Origin of the sequence: Corallococcus sp. CA047B, from assembly GCF_003612065.1 — a bacterium.
Lineage (GTDB): Bacteria > Myxococcota > Myxococcia > Myxococcales > Myxococcaceae > Corallococcus > Corallococcus praedator.
The window spans coordinates 1-19472 of record NZ_RAWD01000184.1; the positions used below are offsets into that span (position 1 = coordinate 1).

General features: G+C 68.8%; 14 protein-coding genes and 3 riboswitches. Of the genes, 2 read left to right on the forward strand and 12 right to left on the reverse strand.

The window, feature by feature from the left end; genetic code table 11:
- The 12 genes from D7X74_RS25720 to D7X74_RS43720 all read right to left on the reverse strand — a co-directional run.
- Positions 1-3109, reverse strand: a 3109-nt coding sequence (locus tag D7X74_RS25720) for a serine/threonine protein kinase (RefSeq protein WP_233602252.1), incomplete at its 3' end; no start/stop codon positions are given.
- 85 nt (positions 3110-3194) lie between these two features.
- Positions 3195-4889 (reverse strand): FHA domain-containing protein, encoded by a 1695-nt coding sequence (locus tag D7X74_RS25725; RefSeq protein ID WP_120535645.1) that lies wholly within the window; start codon positions 4887-4889, stop codon positions 3195-3197.
- Between the two features lie 156 nt (positions 4890-5045).
- Positions 5046-5594 (reverse strand): ubiquinol-cytochrome c reductase iron-sulfur subunit, encoded by a 549-nt coding sequence (locus tag D7X74_RS25730; RefSeq protein ID WP_233602253.1) that lies wholly within the window; start codon positions 5592-5594, stop codon positions 5046-5048.
- The gene (locus tag D7X74_RS25735; RefSeq protein ID WP_120535646.1) at positions 5591-6358 is read right to left on the reverse strand and encodes a cell surface protein; all 768 of its coding nucleotides are present in this window, start codon (positions 6356-6358) and stop codon (positions 5591-5593) included. Before D7X74_RS25735 ends, D7X74_RS25730 begins: the two co-directional genes overlap by 4 nt.
- A 2-nt stretch (positions 6359-6360) precedes the next feature.
- Positions 6361-7701 carry a hypothetical protein gene (locus D7X74_RS25740; RefSeq protein WP_120535655.1) on the reverse strand — a complete coding sequence of 447 codons (1341 nt, stop codon included), beginning with the start codon at positions 7699-7701 and terminating at the stop codon, positions 6361-6363.
- 164 nt (positions 7702-7865) lie between these two features.
- A riboswitch (cobalamin riboswitch) is annotated at positions 7866-8033 on the reverse strand.
- 19 nt (positions 8034-8052) lie between these two features.
- Positions 8053-8391 carry a hypothetical protein gene (locus tag D7X74_RS25745; RefSeq protein WP_120535647.1) on the reverse strand — a complete coding sequence of 113 codons (339 nt, stop codon included), beginning with the start codon at positions 8389-8391 and terminating at the stop codon, positions 8053-8055.
- 150 nt (positions 8392-8541) lie between these two features.
- The gene (locus D7X74_RS25750; RefSeq protein WP_120535656.1) at positions 8542-9219 is read right to left on the reverse strand and encodes a cell surface protein; all 678 of its coding nucleotides are present in this window, start codon (positions 9217-9219) and stop codon (positions 8542-8544) included.
- A complete protein-coding gene (locus tag D7X74_RS25755; RefSeq protein WP_120535648.1) occupies positions 9219-10625 on the reverse strand; it encodes a hypothetical protein in 1407 nt (468 codons plus the stop codon). Before D7X74_RS25755 ends, D7X74_RS25750 begins: the two co-directional genes overlap by 1 nt.
- A gap of 157 nt (positions 10626-10782) precedes the next feature.
- A riboswitch (cobalamin riboswitch) is annotated at positions 10783-11009 on the reverse strand.
- 43 nt (positions 11010-11052) lie between these two features.
- Entirely contained in the window at positions 11053-12669 is a 1617-nt protein-coding gene (locus tag D7X74_RS25760; protein WP_120535649.1) for an MXAN_6577-like cysteine-rich protein, read from the reverse strand.
- Entirely contained in the window at positions 12650-14662 is a 2013-nt protein-coding gene (locus D7X74_RS25765; protein ID WP_120535650.1) for a TonB-dependent siderophore receptor, read from the reverse strand. Before D7X74_RS25765 ends, D7X74_RS25760 begins: the two co-directional genes overlap by 20 nt.
- A 59-nt stretch (positions 14663-14721) precedes the next feature.
- Positions 14722-14963, reverse strand: a riboswitch (cobalamin riboswitch).
- A gap of 554 nt (positions 14964-15517) precedes the next feature.
- The gene (locus tag D7X74_RS25770) at positions 15518-17251 is read right to left on the reverse strand and encodes an AAA family ATPase (protein WP_158622294.1); all 1734 of its coding nucleotides are present in this window, start codon (positions 17249-17251) and stop codon (positions 15518-15520) included.
- 436 nt (positions 17252-17687) lie between these two features.
- Complete coding sequence (locus D7X74_RS43720; RefSeq protein WP_199741895.1) at positions 17688-17993, reverse strand: hypothetical protein; 306 nt, start codon at positions 17991-17993, stop codon at positions 17688-17690.
- A gap of 2 nt (positions 17994-17995) precedes the next feature.
- Here D7X74_RS43720 and D7X74_RS25780 point away from each other — a divergent pair, with 2 nt between their 5' ends.
- Both D7X74_RS25780 and D7X74_RS25785 read left to right on the forward strand, forming a co-directional pair.
- Positions 17996-18349, forward strand: a complete 354-nt coding sequence (locus D7X74_RS25780; protein ID WP_120535652.1) for a helix-hairpin-helix domain-containing protein — start codon at positions 17996-17998, stop codon at positions 18347-18349.
- A 601-nt stretch (positions 18350-18950) separates the two neighbouring features.
- Positions 18951-19319, forward strand: coding sequence for a hypothetical protein (locus D7X74_RS25785; RefSeq protein WP_120535653.1), 369 nt, complete (start codon positions 18951-18953; stop codon positions 19317-19319).
- Positions 19320-19472 lie beyond the last annotated feature (153 nt).

Below are 19472 nucleotides of genomic sequence, written 5' to 3' on the forward strand. Positions count from 1 at the left end.
GGGCCACGTCCTCGGCGGGACGCGCGATGGGGCGCGCCGGGGGGGCGACAGGCAGCGTGGGGTCCTGGACCCGCGTGGGCGGCGGCGGCGTGAAGGTCCTGGACTGCTCCAGGCCGACGGCCACGCGCAGCTCCGGGACGAAGTGGAGTCCCAGGCCCACGATGAGCGCCACCACTCCCAGCAGGACGATGAACACCAGCAGCGAGCGCAGGAAGCCGCCGCGCGCGGGCGCCGACTCGCGACGCGAGGGACGGGGCGACTCCGCGGACTCCGGCCGCGTCGGCATGGCCTTGCGGCGGGTCTCCTCGCGCGAGTTCCGCGAGGTGGACGACTCGTCCGGATCCACGGCGGGCGTCGTGCGGCTGGACGCGACGGCGCGCATGTTCGTCGCGGTGTTCGGACGCGAGGGCGAGCCCGGCGATGAACCGCGCGCCTTGCGCGAACCCGTGCGGCTCCTGCCGGGATTGGAACCGGTGTCGGAGTCCCGGCGGCCGGACGACACACTGGCCTCCCCCAGGAGGGCTTCGTCCAGCACCACGCGGGCCTGCTGGGGCTCCTCGCGGCGCGAGGTCCGCGGCATGGAGATGCGCGGATGCGTGTCCGCGTGGGCATCGCGGGCGGCCTGGAACTCCTCGGGCTCGGCGGTGATGTAGGGCAGGCCGGCGTCGGACTCCAGGGCCTGGGGATCCACCGAGACCAGCTCGGACTCCGGCCGCGTGTCCTGCATCGTGGGCCGGGGAGCCGGACCGGAGCCCAGCGCCTCCATCTCCACCCGGGCGGACGGCGCGTACGGCGGCCCTCCGGACTGGATGGACGGCACCTGGATGGTGGGCGCGGCGTGCGAGGGGAGCGGCCGGCTGCCGTTCGAAGGCGTCGTCACGCCAGGGCGCGAGGACGACAGGGGCGCGGGCGCCGGACGGCTGCCATTCGAGGGCGTCGTCACCCCGGGGCGCGAGGACGACAGGGGCGCGGGCGCAGGACGGCTGCCATTCGAAGGCGTCGTCACCCCGGGGCGCGAGGACGACACGGACGGCACGGCCACGGCGGTGGGACGCTGGGCCTCCGGGATGCGCGTCTCGGCGACACGCGGCGGATCAAAGGAGCGCGGCAGCGGGTCGGTGGCGCGCGGTTCGGACCCCGAGGGCCAACCGGCCTCGGCGCGGGGTTCCGGCCAGGGATAGGCGCTGGGGGGAAGCTCCTCGTCGTCGAGGAACGGACCGTCCGGCGGCGGCGGCGGCTCCATGAACGGCAGGGAGCCCCCTGAATCGGAGTCGAACTGCGCGGCGCCGAAATCCGCGGACGGCAACGGCGGCGGGGCCACCGGGCGCGACGCATCCGCGGGAACGACGGGGACGGGCCCCTCCACCGACAGCCGGCCCGAAGCCGCGGGCTCCGGCGGACGGAAGGCCGGAATCGCCGCCATGGGGGGCGGCGGCGGAACCATGGAGCGCGGCGGAGGACGGGACTCTGCGGGCGGCGCGGCGCGCGACGGCACCGCGTCCGAGAAGGGCAACGACGCCCCTGAGCCCGCGTCCGCGAACGGGCGCGATGCCGAGGCTCCCAGGGGCGCGGCCTGCGACGGAAGCACCGGCTCCGCGGGCTGCAGCGACGCGGCGCGAGGCGCGGTGGGCTCCGCGACGCCTGTCTCCACGGGCGACAGCGCCTCCGCACGGGGCGCGGTGGGCTCGCCCGTCAGCGGCCCCGGAGTCCCCGGGCTCGAGGACGCATCCGGGGCGGGACGGTCGGAGGGAAGGCGGATGGCGGGCAAGCCCTCCAGGATGGTGGGGCGCTCCATCGCCTCCGCGCGGACCTCCACCGTGGGGGACGGCTCCGACGACGCGGGGCTCGGCCGCGCGCGGGCACGGGCCGCCTCCTCCAGCGCCTCCACCGGGAAGGCGGGGCGGGTGGACTCGTCCATCACCACGCCCGGACGCGTCTCTCCGTCGTCGCGCGCCCCGCCGCCATCCTCGCGGCTGCGCGGCGTGGGGTGGAAGGACAGCGGCTCCACCGGCCCATCCAGGCGGATGGTCTTCGGTGGCAGCGACGGCATGGTCGGCCGGGGCGGCCCGCCCAGCGCCTCGTAGGCGCCACTGGCGCGGGTCTCGCGCGGCACCTCGCGCAGGGTGGCCAGCAGGCGCCGCTCGGACTGGTAGTCCGCGGAGAAGAGGTCGCGCATGAAGCGGCTGACGCTCTCCGGGCCCGCGCTGGTGTCGATCTCCATCAGGCACGCCTGCAGGCGCCCCCGGAACTCCTCCGCCGTCTGGAAGCGCTGCCCGGGCTCCACCGCCAGCGCCTTCGACACCAATTGCGACACCGACGGCGGCGTCAGCGGCTCCACTTCATTGAGCGCGGGCACCTTCGGGTTCGCCACCGCGGACATCAGCTCGCCCGGCGGCATCGCGTCGAAGGGGTTCTGCCCGGAGATGAGCTCGTAGAGGCACAGGCCCACCGCGTACAGGTCGCTCCTGCGGTCCACCGGCTGGTGCCGGGCCTGCTCGGGCGACATGTAGAGGAACTTGCCCAGGATGATGCTGGGGTTCGTCTTCGCCGCCGACAACCGGCTCTTCGCGAGCCCGAAGTCGATGACCTTCACCTCCCCTTCGTAGGAGATGAGGATGTTCTGCGGCGAGATGTCCCGGTGGACGAGCTTCAGCTCCTTCTCGTCCTCGTCCCGCTTGCGGTGCGCGTACGCCAGCGCGTCCAGCACGCGGCCCATGACGTAGAGGATGAACGTGAGCGGCAGCGGCGTCTGGCGGTCCCGCACCCGCGCGGCCACCTTGCGCAGGTCCTTGCCGTCCACGTACTCGAGGGCCATGTAGGCCTCGTCCTCGTGCAGGCCCATGTCCAGCACCTGCGCGATGGAGCCGTGCCCCAGCCGCACCAGCGTGCGCGCCTCACCCACGAAGCGTTCGACAAACTCCTGATCCGCCGCGAGCTGCGGGAGGATCTTCTTGATGACGCACAGCTTCTCGAAGCCCTGCGCGCCCTCCAGGCGGGCAAGGTAGATCTCCCCCATGCCGCCGGTGGCCAGGTGCGACAGGAGCGTGTACCGGCCGAAGGGCTGCGGCCGGAAGGGACGCAATCGGGCGGGCTGGGTCGAAGAGCTCATGCGGTGCGGGGGTCCACCACGGGAAGCGCATTGAACCCCGAGCAGGGCTCCGTCTTCAACCCGTCAACCGGCCGCGAGGGCTGCCTCACCGGATACCGGGGTTGGTCAGCATGCCCATGTCCTCTTCAATCACCTCGAAAACCGCCACCTTGTCCTTGGGGGGCCGCACCACCCGTTCCCCCAGGGGCATCACGTCGAAGCGGGCACCGGTCGCCGCCAGCAGCTTGCCCGTCATCAACACCTGACCGGGGGCGGCCGTGGACGCCAGCCAGCCGGCCACGCCCATGCCCTCTCCCACGGCGGTGTACTCCGTGCGGGCGTCGGTGCCGATCATCCCGACCAGCGCCTTGGTGGAGTGCAGCGCGATGCGCAGGTCGCACCGCTCATCCTGGGGACGGCGGGCCATGCCCCGCTCCCAGTCCGCGCGCAGGGCCAGGGCGGCCCGCACCGCGCGCACCGCGTCGTCGCCCTTGGCGTAGGGCACGCCGAAGAGGGCGCGCATGGACTCGCCCATGAAGCCCTCCACGGTCGCCTCGAAGCTGAAGACGATGCCGCTCATGCGCGCATGGAAGTCGTTGAGCAGCTGCGTGGCCCGCGCCGCGCCCAGCCGACTGACCACGGCGCCGAAGTCCGCCAGCTCCGCGTGCAGCACGGTGAGGTTCTTCTCCTCCAGGCCCGGCAGCTTGCCGCCCACGCGCTGGGCCTCGGCGGCGCGGCGCTCGGCCACCTCCGGCGAGTGGAAGCGCTCCAGGTTGCGGCGCAGCCGGTCCGTGCCGGAGCCGTCGCGCACGGCGAAGCGCTGCACGCCGCTCTCCACCAGGTGGGCCACCGCGGTGCAGGTGTCCAGCATCAGCTCCAGGCTGGTTTCGCCTTCGCCCGGGATGTTGACGTAGAGCACGCCCGCGAACGGGGGCTCGGTGCCGATGGGGATGCACAGCACGCGGTCCACGCCGTACATGATGACGCTCTCGCGTCCGGCGAAGCGGCGGTCGTCGCGCACGTCGCCCACCGCGAGCGCGCGGCCCTGGCGGATGGCCTCGTCCACGATGGCGTCCGACACGGGCACCTCGCCCTTGGCGAGCCGTCCCCGGTGCCGCACGGCGGCGGGCACCAGCGGCCCCGCGGCGTGCTTGAGCAGCACCACCGCCGTCGTCGCGTCCGTGCGCTCCAGGAGCCGGTCCATCGCGGACTCCAGGAACGACGTCAGCGTGCGCGCGGTGGCCAGCGCCTCCGCGGTGTGCACCAGCAGGACCAGCGTCTCGTAGGAGACGCGCGGGCTGGCCACGGGCGTGGAGGGCCCCACGGGCGAGGCGCCGGAGAACGCGTCGTCGAACGGCAGCGGGCCCACGTTGTCCAGCAGGCGCAGCACGTCCGCGTCCTTCACGTTCTTGGCCATCAGCACGGACGGGCCCACGTCCGTGCCGTGCCCGAAGCGCACGACGCCGCCCGCGCCCAGGTCCATCATCTCCGTGGCGGCGTTCTCCACGGTGTGCGGCTGGCGCACGGCCAGGGTGTTCTCCCCCAGCGCCACCGTGTCGCCCGCGTTCAGGTGCTTGCTGCCCTGGAGCGGCGCGCCGTTCACCCGGCTGCCGTTGCGGCTGCCCAGGTCCTCGATGCGCAGCGCGTCGCCTTCGACATAGATGCGCGCGTGCCGCCGCGACACCAGGTCACCGCCCAGCACGATATCGTTCTCGTCCGCTCGGCCGAGGCTGGTGACGCCCTCGGGCAGATCGTACGACGTGTCGAAGTAGCCGGGCCCGTTGATGATGATCTGCCACATCGGGCACACGACATTACACGACCTCCCAATCTTCCGAGAGTCCGAGACGCTTTCCTGTGACGGACCGGGCGGCCGGGCGCCTCCCGCGTCGCGTCATCCCCCTCCGAGCCCCCGAGTCGGCCAGACCCGGGGTCCGGCTTCACCTGGGGAGTCGCCTCACCGGGGCCGGAGGAGGAAGAGCGAATCACCCACGCGCAGGGTGCGGTACGCGGCGAGCGGCCGGGAGGCAGGGCCCTGGAGGACCCGTCCGTCCAGGCCGAAGCGCGAGCCGTGGCAGGGGCACTCCACCACCCCCAGGGCGCCGTCCCAGGCCACCTCGCAGTCACCGTGCGTGCAGGTGCGCCATACAGCCCGGTAGCAGCCGTCCGCCGCATGCACCACCACCACGTCCAGGAGCGCGGCGGGGACTCGGACGCGGTCATGACCGCCCGGCTCACGCAGGGCCGGGTGTTCGGACAGGGGGACCTCCACCCATCCCTCTTCGGGCGTGCCGGGAGGCCCCGCGTCCTCACAGACCGTCGGGGCTGGCCCCGCGTCGGGAACCGGCTCTGGACCGGGCAACACCACCGCGTCGCGCCAGTCTCCGCCGCAGCCCAGCGCGGCCAGGGCACAGGTGCCGCGCAGCAGCGTGCACAGCGCCGCGCGGCGGTCCACCCCACCCGGCTCCAGGGACTCTGGAGTCAGGCGGGACGGATCCACACTCACGGAGCGCCCCCGTCGGGAAGCTGTCCGTTCACCACGGCGAGCGCATCCAGGTCGAAGCCCCCGGACGTGCCGCCGTAGCTGTTGAGCCCCGTGTCGGTGAGGCGCACGAAGCGAGCGCGGGCGAGACCCACGTCCGCCAGGTCGAAGCCATCCCCGCCCGCCACGGCCGGGTCGAGGGGAGAGACGCCGTTGTCCAGTGCGGAGAGCACCGGATGCGTGCCGGCGCAGCCCGGGTAGCCCCCGTCCTTGTCGGACGGGTCGCAAGGGAAGTCGTGCCAGATGGCGCCGTCGTCGCTGACGGACACGCGGGCCGTCTCCGCGAAGATGTCACCGCCGTACTTCTCGAACGCGTTCTCGAAGACGAGCAGGTCCACGCCCGGCCCATCCACCGCGAGCAGGTCGGTGAACTCCAGGGTGATGGAGCCACCCTTGCCCAGCGACAGCACGTCGAGCGAACCCGCGTGCTGTCCCGCGCCCACCGGAGGCCCGAACACGACGTCCGGGAAGCGGTCCTGCCCGAAGCCGGCCTGATCTCCGAACGTGTACTCCGTCACCCGGTCCGCGAAGGGATCCACGGGACGCACGCCGGCATCGACACCGGCATCCGAAGCTCCCGCGTCGGTGCTGCCCGCGTCAGCGTCGGTGCCGGCATCGGTGTGGCCGCCACCATCCACGATTTCAACCTGGGGCAGCGGCAGGTTCTCGGAATCGCCCGCGCACGCGCACAGGGCGAGCAGCGCGCTGAGCGCGAGCAGCGGGCGCATGCTCACTGTCCCTGCCGGATGCGCACGAGGCGGCGACCGTTGGCGTCCGTCACGCCCACGAGCAGGTCGGGGCCCAGCGACGACAGCAGGTCCACGGAGGTGCACGTGTCCGCGACGGTGAGGACCGACTCGCGAGCGCCCACGCTCAGGGGCTGTCCACCGACCAGGGGAGGCGTGAGCTGGAAGCGCGACACGTCGGCGACGACGAAGGTGAAGTTCGCGTCGTAGGCGCCGCGCGCCACCGCCACGCCAGCGCCGAAGCCCGTGGCGTTGTTGAAGTCGCTGCCCACGTCGAGCTGCGGCTCGCCCGTGAGCACCACCGGCGTGCGCGTGGACACCGCCGTCGCCAGCTTCGAGGCCGACACGGCGTAGGCCAGGTTCACGTAGGTCTCCGGCGCCGAGTAGCCGAACACCGCGATGCCGTTGTCCGCGATGGCGGAGAAGCCGCTGGCGCCCACCTGCGCCGGGAAGCTCACCGCCTTCACGGCGGAGAAGGGCTTCGAGGACGTCACCAGTGCGTAGACGCCCAGGCCATCAGACACCGTGTCTAGACCGCTACCGTTGATGAAGAACGTGTCGGTGGTGGCCGCGGCGGTGTAGTTGGACGGCGCGCTGACGTAGGTCACGTCGCGCGCGACCGGGTCGAGCACCGCGACGCTGCCCGCTCCACCGGACTTCGTGTAGCCCGCGAGCAGTCGCGTGCCGTCATACGCCAGGAAGTACGACGCGTAGGTGGTGGTGCCGACGGCGCGGTCCGCGGGCGCGAGCACGGTGTCGAGCGCCGCCTCCCCCAGCTTCACGTCCGGCCAGGTGCCCAGCGCGAAGAAGTCGCGGGCCGTGGTCGTCGTGCGCAGCGCGAAGAGCGAATAGGTGGGACCGGGCGTGGACACCACCGCGACCACCTCGGTGGACAGGGGCGCGGCCTCCGCGACACTGAAGCCCGGCTGCAACTTGAGCGTGCCCAGCTTCTCGTCGCGAGGCACCGTGTCGCACTGCCCGCCGGTGCCACCGTCCGTGCCCGCATCGGAGCCGGTGCCGCCGTCGGTCTCCGTGCCGGCGTCGGTGCCTGCATCGGTCTGCGTGCCCGCGTCGGTGCCGGTGCCCGCGTCGGTGCCGGCATCCGTGCCCGCGTCATCACCGCCGATGGAGAGGTCGACCTGGGAGCACTTCTCCTCCACGCAGGCCCAGGCCTTGCCCTCGGGGGGCGTGCCCTGGTCGCGGCAGTCGAAGGGATCCACGCACTCCGAACCGCAGCCCGTGCCGCCCAGCGCCACCACCAGCAGGGCGCCCATCAGCGCCGCGCGCTGGCCCTTCGTTCCCATCCGCTTCGTATCGGTCCGCATCGCGTCCTCGTTCCTGACTTCCGCCCGGAGGCGGAAGAAATCCTGACGGGAGGCGGCACGGGCGCGAGGCATCCGACCCTCCAGCACGCAACGCGCCAGGAGGATCTGCCTACGCCGTCAGCTCCCCGCGGAGGTTCCGGTCTGTCTTCCGTGCCCTCCGTGGAGAGGGACACCGGGTCTTCGCCAGGTCTTCGGACTCGCGGGAACGGGGCTTGGGATGCTTCCGAGCGCCATTCCTGCTCACCGCTGCGGGGCAGTCCCGGAGTTCCACCGGGTTCCCTGGAAGCCCTCACACCCCATGGCGTGAAGGCATCGATGACGGGGCGGGACTATGGCGACCCAGGAGCAATGTCAATGCGGCGCGGGTTCGGCCTGCTTGCCACGCATCAGCACATAGCGCCGCGTGCTGCCGTCCACGACGACGGTGGCCACCACCTGCCAGCCCTCCTCGCCCAGGCGCTGGAGTTCGACGAGGTCCTCCTCCGGGCCCTGGCGGGTCACGAAGGTGTACTCGTACGCCGGAGGCGGAGCAGGCACCGCGGGCGGCACGGGCGCCGCGGGCTGCGCGGCCTTCGGAGGCGTGCGCGCGCGCGTCGTCTGGGCCCGGGCGACGGTGGGGAGGAAGCCGACAGCGGACACACCGGGAAGGACGCCCATCAACACGAGGAGCGAAGCAAGACGACGGTTCATGGAGGCGGACTCCGGGGGAGGACGCCCAGTCATGTAATCCCGGGTCCTCCTCGCCGGAAGCCTCACGGGGACGCAAGGCGCCTCCACGGAGCCACGAGGCTCCCCGGACCGTCCGCTGGAGGACGGCCCGGGGCCCGCGCGAGCCGAGCGCTACGGCAGCTGCACGCCGTTCACCACCGCGACGGCGTCCAGGTCGAAGCCGCCGCTGGTGCCCGCGTACCCGTTGGCGCCGGAGTCCCGGATGCGCACGAAGCGCGCGCGGGTGAGGCCCACGGCGGCCAGGTCGAAGCCGTCCCCGCCCGCCACGGCCGGGTCGGTGGGGGAGATGCCGTTGCCGGGGCTGGAGTACACGGGCGTGACGCCCGCGCAGCCGGGGAAGTTGCCCGCCACGTTCGTGGACGCGCACGGGAACTCGAACCAGGTGACGCCGTCATCGCTGACGGCCACCACACCCGTCTCCGCGAACGGCCTGCCGCTGGGCTTGAGGAACGCGTTCTCGAAGACGAGCAGGTCCACACCCGGCCCGTCCGTCACCGCGATGTCGGTGAACTCCATGACGATGACGCCGCTGTTTCCCAGCGACAGAACGTCCAGCGAGCCCGAACCCGCGCCCGCGCCCTGCGGAGCGCCCAGCACGATGTTCGGCAACTGGCCCTGTCCGAACCCGGCGCCGGTGCCGGGCGTGAAGGAGACGATGTGGTCGGCGAACGGATCCCCCACCAGCCCCAGTTCCTGACCGGACTCCGGCGCTTCCTCCCCCCCGCACGCCACGGACAGGAGGGCGGCGAAGCCCAGGGCGAACGACTTCGACAGAAGGGTGCGCGTCATCACGGCACCTGCCCGATGCGGACCAGCCGCGACCCGTTCTTGTCATCCAGGCTGACGAGCAGATCCGTGCCGATGGAGGTCATCCCCGTCAGGCGCGTGCACTGGTCCACGAAGGTGAGGACCGGCTGACGCGAGCCGACGGTGACGGTGTTCCCCTCGTTCGCCACGGTGAAGGCGAAGCGCGACACGTCGGTGGCGGCGAAGTTGTAGTCGGGCGGAACGTAGTCGCCACGAAGCACCGCCACGCCTTCGCCCTGGCCCGCGGCGGCGACGAAGTTGGAGCCCACGTCGAGCACGGGCTCATCCGCCACGACGAACGGCGTGCTCGTCCGGAGGGCTGCTTCGATCTTCGCCGGAGCCACCGCGTGGCCCACGTTGGCGAAGGTGTCATCGGAGAAGTAGCCGAGCATGGCGACGCCGTTGGTGGCCACGGCGGTGAAGCCACTGCCGCCGGTCGCGGAAGGCAGCGTGCCGACCTTCAGGGACTCGAATGGAGAGGTGTCCGTCTTCAGCGCGTAGATGGCCAGCCCGGCCGACACCGTGTCGAGCCCGCCGCCGTTGATGAGGAACGCACCCGGCACGACGCCCGCGGAGAAGTTGCTCGGCGCGGGGACGTAGGTGGAGGCCGCTGGCGTGACGTTGTCGTAGACCGCCAGCGCCCCCGGGAACCCGGTCCCGGACTTCGTGTAGCCAGTGAGCACGTAACGACCATCCGACTCCACGAAGGAGTTGAGGAAGAGCGTGGCGCTCCGGTCGCCGGGAGCCACCACGTCGAAGAGCGGCGCCGTGCCCAGCGACAACTGCGGCCAGGTGCCCAGCGAGTAGAGCGAGTGAGGACCGCTGGAGCCGGTCGACACCAGCGTGAAGAGCGAATACGTGGGGCCGGGCGTGACCCCCACCGGGCCCGCGGCCGCCGGCAGCGAGGCCGACTCACCGGCCACGTACTCCGCCGCGAGCTGGAGCGTGCCCAGCTTCGGGTCATACGTGGCGCTCAAGCACGGGTCGGAGGGGCCAGCGTCGGGCTCCGTACCCGCGTCCGTCTCCGTGCCCGCGTCGGTCTGCGTTCCCGCATCCGTCTGCGTTCCGGCGTCGGTCTCCGTGCCGGCATCCGTCGACGTGCCCGCATCGGTTCCCGCATCCACCGACGCGCCCGCATCGGTACCCGTGCCCGCATCGGTGCCGGTGCCCGCGTCCGTCTCCGTGCCCGCGTCAGGCACCGCGACGGGCTTCAGCTCACAACGCTGTTCGACGCACGCGTAGCGCTGGCCCGCTGGCGGCGTCCCCTTGTCGCGGCAGTCGAAGTCATCGACGCACTCGTCCGCGCACCCCGTGCCGGTCAACGCCAACGCGAAGGTCGTCAGCACCAGCGCGAGTCCCCGCCCCGAAATCATCCGCTCTGTCTTCATCCGCGACTGCTCCCTTGCATCGCCCCCACGGGCGAGGTGATTCCAAGGGAGGGCGAACGGAGGGCGGACCGCGAACGGGAGGACACGTCAGGACACGACACGCCGCGTGAGCGGAAGACCCCCGTCACCTCCCCTCGGAGGCTCCGGTATGGCCATGCCCGGAGGCATGGGTCGTGGCAGGTCTTCGGACTCGCAGGCGCGGGTGGGTCCTCATCGGATCCACCCCTCTACTGACCGTCGCTTCCCAACCCCCTCAAGGGGCCAGTGCTTGCGGGGACGGTGTTCGTTCCTGCTTACCGCTGCGGGGCAGTCCCGGATTCACACCGGGTTCCCTTTAAACTCCGCCTCTGCGTGAGGCGGAGTACCGACGACGCGCGGTGACGTATGGCGGAAGGCCAGGCTTGTCAACACGAGCGCGGGCAACGCCTCACGGCACCGCGACGATGTCGATGGCATTGGACACCGCGCGCCGTGGATCCACCGGACACGCGTCCAGCGCAGCGCCCTTCGCCTCCGGCGTGGAGTTGCCGCGCCGCTCCACGAACTTCCCGTCGCGCACCTCCACCACGAACACACGGCCCGCGTTCACGTCCGTGACGTACACGGCATTGCCCACCACCGTGAGCCGTCCGCCCACCGCGAGGTTGCAGCCCTGCTCCGGTCCCCCGGTGCAGCCCGGTGACAGCGCGTAGGACGCCACCGGCTGGTCGTCCTTCACCAGCACCAAGCCGGTGGCCCGCACGGCCTTCGCCTGGTAGCCGCCCGCGGTGTCGAAGTGCGCCTCGCCCAGGCAGCTCACCACCAGGTGCTCCCCCACCGCCTGCACGTCGCCCGCGTTGAGACAGTCCTGGGCCCCCAGGTCGATGGCGTGCACGCCGCCATCCGCCGGGTCGATGCGCGCGAGCATGCCGGGGCCGTTGGGCAGGTAGTCGTTCGCGGGGTTCAGGTTGGTGAGCGCGACATAGACGCCCGCGTCCGTCGACACGGCCGCGTACGGAAGCGCCATCGTCGTCCCACCGTCGAAGGACTTCAGGTCCAGACCGGTGAGCGGAATGGAATCCACCAGCCGGGGACGCTCCGGGTCGCTCACGTTGACGCGCGCCACGGCGTTGCCCTGCTGGAAGTCGGAGCCCGCGTTGCCGAACAGCGGAATGTAGAACGTGTCGCCGCGCTTCGCGATGACCTGCGGGCTGGTGTTCGCGCCCAGGTTCACCTGCCCCACCGTGCGCAAGCCCAGCCCACCGCCCTGCGCGGGCCCTTCGCGCTTGAGCACCTGGAGCGTGTTGTTCACGGAGTCGACGACATACACATACGGAGGGTCCACGAGGATGTCATTGGGCGACGAAGCCACCGCGCCCAGCGAGTCCTCCTCCACCAGGGTCCCCAGCGCGCCGGCCAGCGCCTGCGACAACACCGAGCGCGCCGCGTCCGCCGCAATCACCACGCCGTCCCACACCGCCAGCGACTGCACGCCCGAGCCAAACTGCCGCCGGGGTCCCATCCGGTCCGTGCCCGCCTGGATGCCGACGAGCTGCCCGTTGGTGTAGCAGGCCGCCACCACGTCATACATGCACCGGCCCGCGTGGCAAGACTGCACGTCCGGACACGCCGCGCCGCACGCACCGCAGTTCAGCGGGTCGCTCGCGAGGACGGCGCAACCGCCGTTGCAGCGTTCGGAGCCCGGAGGACAGGCCTCCGCGCAGGCGCCGGCGTTGCACACCTGATCCGCGGGGCACGCGTTGCCGCAGGCTCCACAGTTGCGCGCATCGGTCGCGAGGTTGATGCACGCTTCACCGCAGGCCGGTGCACCGATGAGGCATTCACACGCGCCCGCCTGACACGTCTCCCCTGCCCCGCATCGGACGCCACAGCCGCCGCAGTTGAAGGGGTCGCCCTGGAGGTCCGAGCACTCGGAGCCGCAGAGGTCGAGTCCGGACGTGCACAGGACCTTCTCCTCCGGACAGCCGGTGAGGACCGAAGCGACCAGGGCCGACAGCAGCAGCCCGAGCCACCGCGACCGCGCATCAGGGAGGGGACGCGACATGGGAGTCCTCGGAGGAAGCGGTGCGGAGGGGTTCGAGCGCCATGGAGAACGTCACATAGGCGGCGCGGCCAGGCAGCGGCATTCCGGTGTAGTCGGCGGTCCGCGCGTCCAGCAGGTTCTTGATGTCGAACGACACGGTGAGGTCCGGCCGGTGCAGGAAGGTGCTGGATGCGCCCACGGACACCCACGTGCGCGACGGCAGCGACAGGCGCGTTTCGCCCACGCGGTTGATGAGCTGCGCGGATTGGAGCAGCACCTCGGTGCGCCCGTTGAGCCAGTCCGGTCCCGCGCGCAGGCGCCCCACCCACTTGTGGCGCGGCCGGTAGGGCAGCTCCTTGCCGAAGTAGCGGGGGTCGCCGTAGCGGTTCTGCGTGCGGGTCCACGCGTAGCTGGTCGTCGCGGTGAGCCACGTGCGCGGACGGGCTTCGACCTCCAGCTCCGCGCCCCACACGCGCGCGGCGGCGAAGTTGTAGGGCTTCGCGAGCATCGGCGGATACATCTCGTAGGCGATGAGGTTCTCGTACACCGCCGCGAAGCCGCCCGCGGTGATGCTCCACGCATCGTCGTGCCACAGGCCCGCGGCATCGACGGACAGGGCGCGCTCGGGCTTGAGCTCCGGGTTGGGCAGCAGCAGCCCCTGACGGATGTAGAGCTCCAGGAACGACGGTGCGCGGTGGGACTGGCCCGCGTTGGCGCGCACGCCGAAGCCTCGGCCCAGGTCCAGGCTCGCGCCCAGCTTGGGCGACAGCAACGAGTACTGGCCCACGCGCTCCACACGCAGCGACGGCACCACCTTCACGCGTTCGGAGAACAGGGACAGCTCATCCATGGCCATGACGCTCGCGCGCCACCATGACGCGGCCTGCGCGCCCGTGGCCTGCGTGACGGCCTCCGATGAAGCCGCGAGCGTGACGGCCAGCGCGTTGCGGCTGCCCACCACCGCGCGGCCCTCCAGCTCCACGCCGCCCACGGTGTAGCGCTGGGCGCCGGCATCGACGCCCGTCGAACCGCCGAGAATGTCCATCCAATCGCGCCGGAAGAAGCCGCGAGCACTGGCCTCGCCCGTGTCCCCGAAGGGCCGGCCCCAGCGGGCGCCCAGCGACACGCGGGTCTGGTCCTGCCGGCGGGAGAGCTGCGGGTTCTGCACCGTGCCCGCGAGCGCCCGGTCCTCCAGGGACAGCTCCGCCAGCAGGTCCACGCGCCCGCCGCTGTCCAGGCCGCGCTGGTACTTCACGAGCGCGCCACCGCCGCGAGCATCGTTGCGGGTGCGCACCTCCTGCGTGAGCGGGTTGTCATCCAGCGCGGGCAGCTCATCGACGCGGAAGCTGAAGTCTCCCTGCGAGCGACCGCCATGCAGCAACACCAGCGCCCGCCCATCGAGCAGCGCGCCCGACGCGGCGACATGACCCATCACCGTGTCGAAGCTGCCGTAGGTGACCTCGCCGCTGGAGACCAGTCGCGAGGACGGAGCGCGGGTGACGATGTTGACCGCGCCGCCCAGGCCACCCGCGCCGTAGCGGGCCCCCGCCGCGCCGCGAAGGATCTCCAACCGCTCCACCAGCGCGACGGGAACGAGCGACAGGTCCGCGATACCGCCCGCGCCGTTGAGCGGAATCCCATCCAGGAACACGAGCACGCCGTTGGAGGAAGCACCGCGCACCACGAGGCTCTTGCTCTGCCCATACCCGCCGGAGTCCTGCACGACGAGGCTCGCGGATCCACCGAGCAGCTCCGCGGTGTCACGCGCTTCGCCCGCGCGTTCGCGGGCATCGATGACGGTGATGGCGCCGGTGGGGTCGCGGCGCTGCACGGCATCCGGAGGCGCGTCGGGAATCGCCTTCCCGATGACGTCCACGGTGGGGAGGATGAACTCAGGAAGCGCCGGCTCTTCGGGGGCGGGCTCGGACGCAGCGGGTTCCTGCCCGGCGTGGGCGAGTCCCGGGAAGCTGAGCACCAGACCCAAGAAGGCCCGGGCGAGAAGCGAGCGCCACATGCTCCGCCTTCCGCTCCCTCCATCGAAGAGAGAAGGCCTCGCGGTATGTCCCATGTGAGGACACGGCCGCACCCCTGGGCAGGTCTCCTGGCTGACGGACTCCAGACCTGGGCGCACGTTGCGCCCTTCTGGAAGGAACCCTCCACCTTCCCTTCGCGTCCGGTGACGCGAAAGTGGTGACAGCCGAGGCTTCCGGCCCTGGACCTCAGGGCGACCCGTACACAGTGGCGGGACCGCGCCGGACTCGCACCGGCTTCCCTCTTGAAAGCCCGACATGGGCACCCAAGGGCCCGGCCGTTCTAGGAGGTCACCCCAGGCCCGTCAAGGCGCGCCCCTCGCCATCCGACCCGCTGCCAAGTATCTCACCCGGCGGGTGCGACATGCCCAAAGCCCTTGATGGCCTCACCTGGGGCAACTCGCGTCCGATTGAACCAGTCCGCCAGATGGCTGGGATCTTAAGCACTATACAATCCAGGACTTCACAGTAGCCGTCCCACTGCTGGCCTCCTGTCACCAACCAACTCTGCTGGTGCGAGCGAGCCTACAGGTGCGTGAGACGTTACACTCGTGCACCTCATAAGCTGTCGAGTTCGGCATCCAAACCACTGGGGGCTAAGCTGCATCTAGTTTGTAGTGATGCAGCGACAGGCATCACTTACGATCCAGTCGAGCCAGCAGTTCAAACGCCACCTTCTCAACCTTGCTTCCCTTGGTGCTCAAGGCAGCATGAAACAAGGCATCTCTAAAGGTCTTTGGCTCAACACCCACCAGTTTTCCAAAATACCCACAGGCCTTACCAAGGACCTGCTTCCCATCGCAGCGATCAAGCAATCCTTGCTCATCAATCGAAGCATATCAATCAAAGACTCCCTTCGATGCGCCGACAAGACCTTGATTTAATTCTTGCGCAACCTGGGGAGTCAATGCCGAGGCAATCTGGACCGACACCTTTGCGGGATCATCCCAAACAAATGATTTCTTCCCCCAAACAAGTCCAGCAAAGTGATTTGCAACCACCTGTTGAAAAACAAGCGACAACTCCTTTTTATACACCTGCGGCAACGAGGTCTTGGCAATCTCCACCAGCTTCGCACGCACTTCTGCAACGCCAGGCCCTGTCCCCTCCTTTCCCTTCAAGCCATTAAATGCATCGACGACCTGTTTAAAGAGACCCTCTTCCAAGAACAAATTCTCAAACTCATGCACATCCAGCGAAACAAATGCCTCGTCATAAAATCCATTATTAACAGCACGAAGATCGGAAAAGAACTGAGAAGGCTTGTTGTCCGAGTCAATAAGAAACACAAACCTTGAATCACGGACATACTCCCTAATCTCCGCCAACCTCCTAAACGTCTCAAGCACAGAACGAGACCCGTCCAGGGGCTTGATTTTCACATTCCTCCCCTTAACGAGTACCTCCAAAGCCGCATTATCGCCATCCCCCTCCACAAGAATAACCTTTGAATATGTCGTACTAAGTCCCAACTCACGAAGCTGGGACTCAGCCTTCTCATAAACCATTTCCTGCACACCGCGACTGACGATGAAATTCTTCCCAACCGAGAAGAACTTGTAGATAAGCGACTTTGAATGAGTCGAGACAATAACCTGCTCAAGATTATTCTCTCGATACTCCTCAACCCAGTCCATATTTATTTTCTTACCGGAAGCAGGCGCTTCAGCAGCAATCCACGTATGAATCCCCCCTTTTTCCGTCAATCGATGAAGGACCGACATGAACTCCAGAAGAAGAGACTCATGAAAGTGATTCTCTGGTTCATCAATAATCAAGGCACTCACAGACTTGGAAATACACAAAAACGCAAGGGTACTCAAGAGCGCCTTCTCTCCTGAACTAAACTCCCGAACGTCATAAAGGGGGCGATACTTGTCACCACCAGCCTTACCAAGCAGCACAAACTCGCCAGGCTTATGATTCCCGCTAAAGTTTTTCAGCTCAATCCCAGGAATGAGCTTCGTAAACAACTTCGACGCAACATGGTAATACAGCAGCCGATCCGGCTTACTTGGTATGAGCCGATCATGAACATAATCCTTAACGAGCTGCCGATAAATTCCTGAGAAAAGTCGTTCGGGGTGATATATCGCCTCGCGCTGAACCTCATGCCTGTCATTGCGAGCGATACTTAGCTCATCAAATCCGAGGGTTGTTTCAGAGAAACCCTTGCTGGCATCGACGTATAGAATCAAATTATTCGGTGCTTGGAGATTCCAATGGGTGTCGATAGCACCCTTGTCGCTATAGCCAATCGCGTACGAGCGACCAGCCCGCTCAATCCAGATGGAAGCCCCGCTGCCTGCAATATCCAGCGTAAGCTCAGCGCGCGAATCCTTAGCGGTCAAATATCGCAACACCTCGCCTACAAATGGCTCCCTCAGGGTGGACGAACCATCCAATTCGACAAAGTGAGCTTTTTGAATCAACCAAGCAATTCGCAGTAGTGTGGACTTGCCCGCTCCGTTCGTGCCAGAGAATGCAAACAGCTTGGTGTTTTCCTCAAACGCCGCCGTAACGGCGCCATCGAATGACTTGATATTCCTCAACTTGATGCTCTTTATTCGCATGCTTCCCTCGGATTCCGAGCGTCGAGAGTACATGCCCGCAAGTCGTCAAGCAATGAACAGATATTCTGAGGTCGGAGCACGACGAACCCGGCTTCCCGATACATCTGCAGTTCCAGGCTGTCTATGGCTTCACCGACGCCTAACAAATGGGTCCTCGGCACGTACGACAAGCCTTCTCTTGGAAGGTGCGCCCGAATGACCCGGCACGATCCCGGAGGTCCCCCTCCTCTCACGCCCATGTAGATGAACCCTCTGTGGTCGCGTCAAGAGAGCCCGGGTTGGGAGCGCCGCGTCCTCTCACCAGCTAAGAGTGCCGCTGGAGCATCCACGCCCATCCTCGCGCGTGGACGCCGCGTGCGTGCGTGCACGGTGCCTCGCAGGTGTCCTCCGAGGAGGAAGCCCCTGGCACGCGGACTGCTCATGCCCCGACGCGACCTCAGGCGGTCGAAGCCAGCGAGGTGCCCGGGCCGTGGTGGCGCGGGCGTGAAGGGGAAGGGTTGAAGAAGATGCTGACGGCGGGGAAGCGGTTGGCGGTGTTCTCCATCCGCGAGGGCAAGGGCGGGAGCATCTGGGTGCGCGCCGGCAGCGCGTTCGTGAACAAGGACGGCTCGCTCAACGTGCTGTTGGACGTGCTGCCCCTGGACGGGAAACTGCACGTGCGCGAGGCGGCGGAGAAGCGCGACACGGCGGCGGGGGGCGCTTCGCGGGCGAGTCCGGGCAGGAGGCGGGCGTGGGGGGCCACTCGTGAAGTGGGCCTGGGCGTGGGTGTTGGGCTGCGTGCTGCTGGGGCCGGGGCTGTCCGAAGCCGCCAGCTCCCGCACGCAATACGTGGGGGTGGTGAACCTGAACGAGGCCACGGCGGCGGAGTTGGACCTGCTGCCGGGCGTGGGAGAGAAGGCGGCGCAGCGCATCCTCGAGCACCGCAAGAAGCGGCCCTTCGGGCGCGTCGAGGAGCTGGTGCGGGTCAAGGGCTTCGGCAAGAAGAAGTTCCTCAAGCTGCGCGCGCACCTGGCGCTCAGCGGCCCCACGACTCTCAAGGTGGAGAAGGTCCCCGTCCCCCCAGCGCCGGGAAGGGAGGGACTCGCCACGAACCCATGACAAACACAACCCTCGGTTGATTCAGGCTCGCGAGGGCCGCCGCTCCCGGGCACCGGCATGCCAGGGGGTGGCGGCCCTCCTTTCGCGACGCGAGCGTGGTGACAGCCGAGGCTTCCGGCCGTGGACCTCAGGGCGACCCGTTCACAAGAGCAGGTACGATGTCCCCCATGCCAAGGCTCCTTGCCATGCCCATGCTAGGGGCACTGACGATGGTCGCGTGCGCGGTCAGCCCGGGCAGGCGCGGAGGTGACCTCTACCAGGCAGCACCGGTCTCCGGCCCTGTTCTGCCACCACCCACCGAGGGGCGTGTGGCGTCGTTTTGCACGCTGAACCCGGAAGCCTGCCTGGAGCCGCTCCCAGCCCCAGAGGCCGGGGAGGCCGAGACTACGGCGGATCCGTGGAAGTCCTTCGCATGCACCCAGGCGTGTCAGGCGGGAAGTCAGGCCATGGAAACGTTCTGCGAGAAGCTCCCAGGAAGAACGAAGCGACAGCAGAAGCTCAAGGCCCTCTGCTTCGGCTCGTGCTACGCGGGCAAGGCCTCCTGCCTCGTCTTCTGCCGGGCCTATTTTGGTCCTCCCAGGGCCCCATGATGTCGCGCTCCATGCTCAAGAAGGATGAGAACTGGCGCCCGAAGTTGAAGCGGATCGAGGATCCGATCGCGGAGGACTGCTGGGAGTACACGACACCTTCGGGCCAGCAGCGCACATCAAGGCTCATGGTGGGCCGTCCGGTGCACTTCCCCGAGCGACAGCTCTGGTACTGCCCGGTGCTGATCGAAGGCCATACACGCCCCCGGATCCGACCGATCTTTGGCATGGGGCCCGTGGACTCGCTGATGAACGCGATGACCTTCGTCCGCGGGTTCTTCGAGAGGAACTCCGGAGCCCTGCCTGGAGCAAAGCCAGCCCAGCCCGCTCCACGTCCGGTCAGGAAAAGAGCCCCCGCGCGGGCCATGCCACGCCGGAAGTAACGCATGCGCGGGAAATGAACCCCGGGCCATCCGCGAGGGCAAGGGCGGGAGCATCTGGGTGCGCGCCGGCAGCGCGTTCGTGAACAAGGACGGCTCGCTCAACGTGCTGTTGGACGTGCTGCCCCTGGACGGGAAACTGCACGTGCGCGAGGC

Bases quoted from the DNA above. Each gene is read 5' to 3' on its own strand.
- D7X74_RS25725 (WP_120535645.1), bottom strand. From the start codon at position 4,889: ATGTGGCAGATCATCATCAACGGGCCCGGCTACTTCGACACGTCGTAC.
- D7X74_RS25735 (WP_120535646.1), bottom strand. From the start codon at position 6,358: ATGCGCCCGCTGCTCGCGCTCAGCGCGCTGCTCGCCCTGTGCGCGTGC.
- D7X74_RS25740 (WP_120535655.1), bottom strand. From the start codon at position 7,701: ATGCGGACCGATACGAAGCGGATGGGAACGAAGGGCCAGCGCGCGGCG.
- D7X74_RS25745 (WP_120535647.1), bottom strand. From the start codon at position 8,391: ATGAACCGTCGTCTTGCTTCGCTCCTCGTGTTGATGGGCGTCCTTCCC.
- D7X74_RS25750 (WP_120535656.1), bottom strand. From the start codon at position 9,219: ATGACGCGCACCCTTCTGTCGAAGTCGTTCGCCCTGGGCTTCGCCGCC.
- D7X74_RS25755 (WP_120535648.1), bottom strand. From the start codon at position 10,625: ATGAAGACAGAGCGGATGATTTCGGGGCGGGGACTCGCGCTGGTGCTG.
- D7X74_RS25760 (WP_120535649.1), bottom strand. From the start codon at position 12,669: ATGTCGCGTCCCCTCCCTGATGCGCGGTCGCGGTGGCTCGGGCTGCTG.
- D7X74_RS25765 (WP_120535650.1), bottom strand. From the start codon at position 14,662: ATGTGGCGCTCGCTTCTCGCCCGGGCCTTCTTGGGTCTGGTGCTCAGC.
- D7X74_RS25770 (WP_158622294.1), bottom strand. From the start codon at position 17,251: ATGCGAATAAAGAGCATCAAGTTGAGGAATATCAAGTCATTCGATGGC.
- D7X74_RS25785 (WP_120535653.1), top strand. From the start codon at position 18,951: ATGCTCAAGAAGGATGAGAACTGGCGCCCGAAGTTGAAGCGGATCGAG.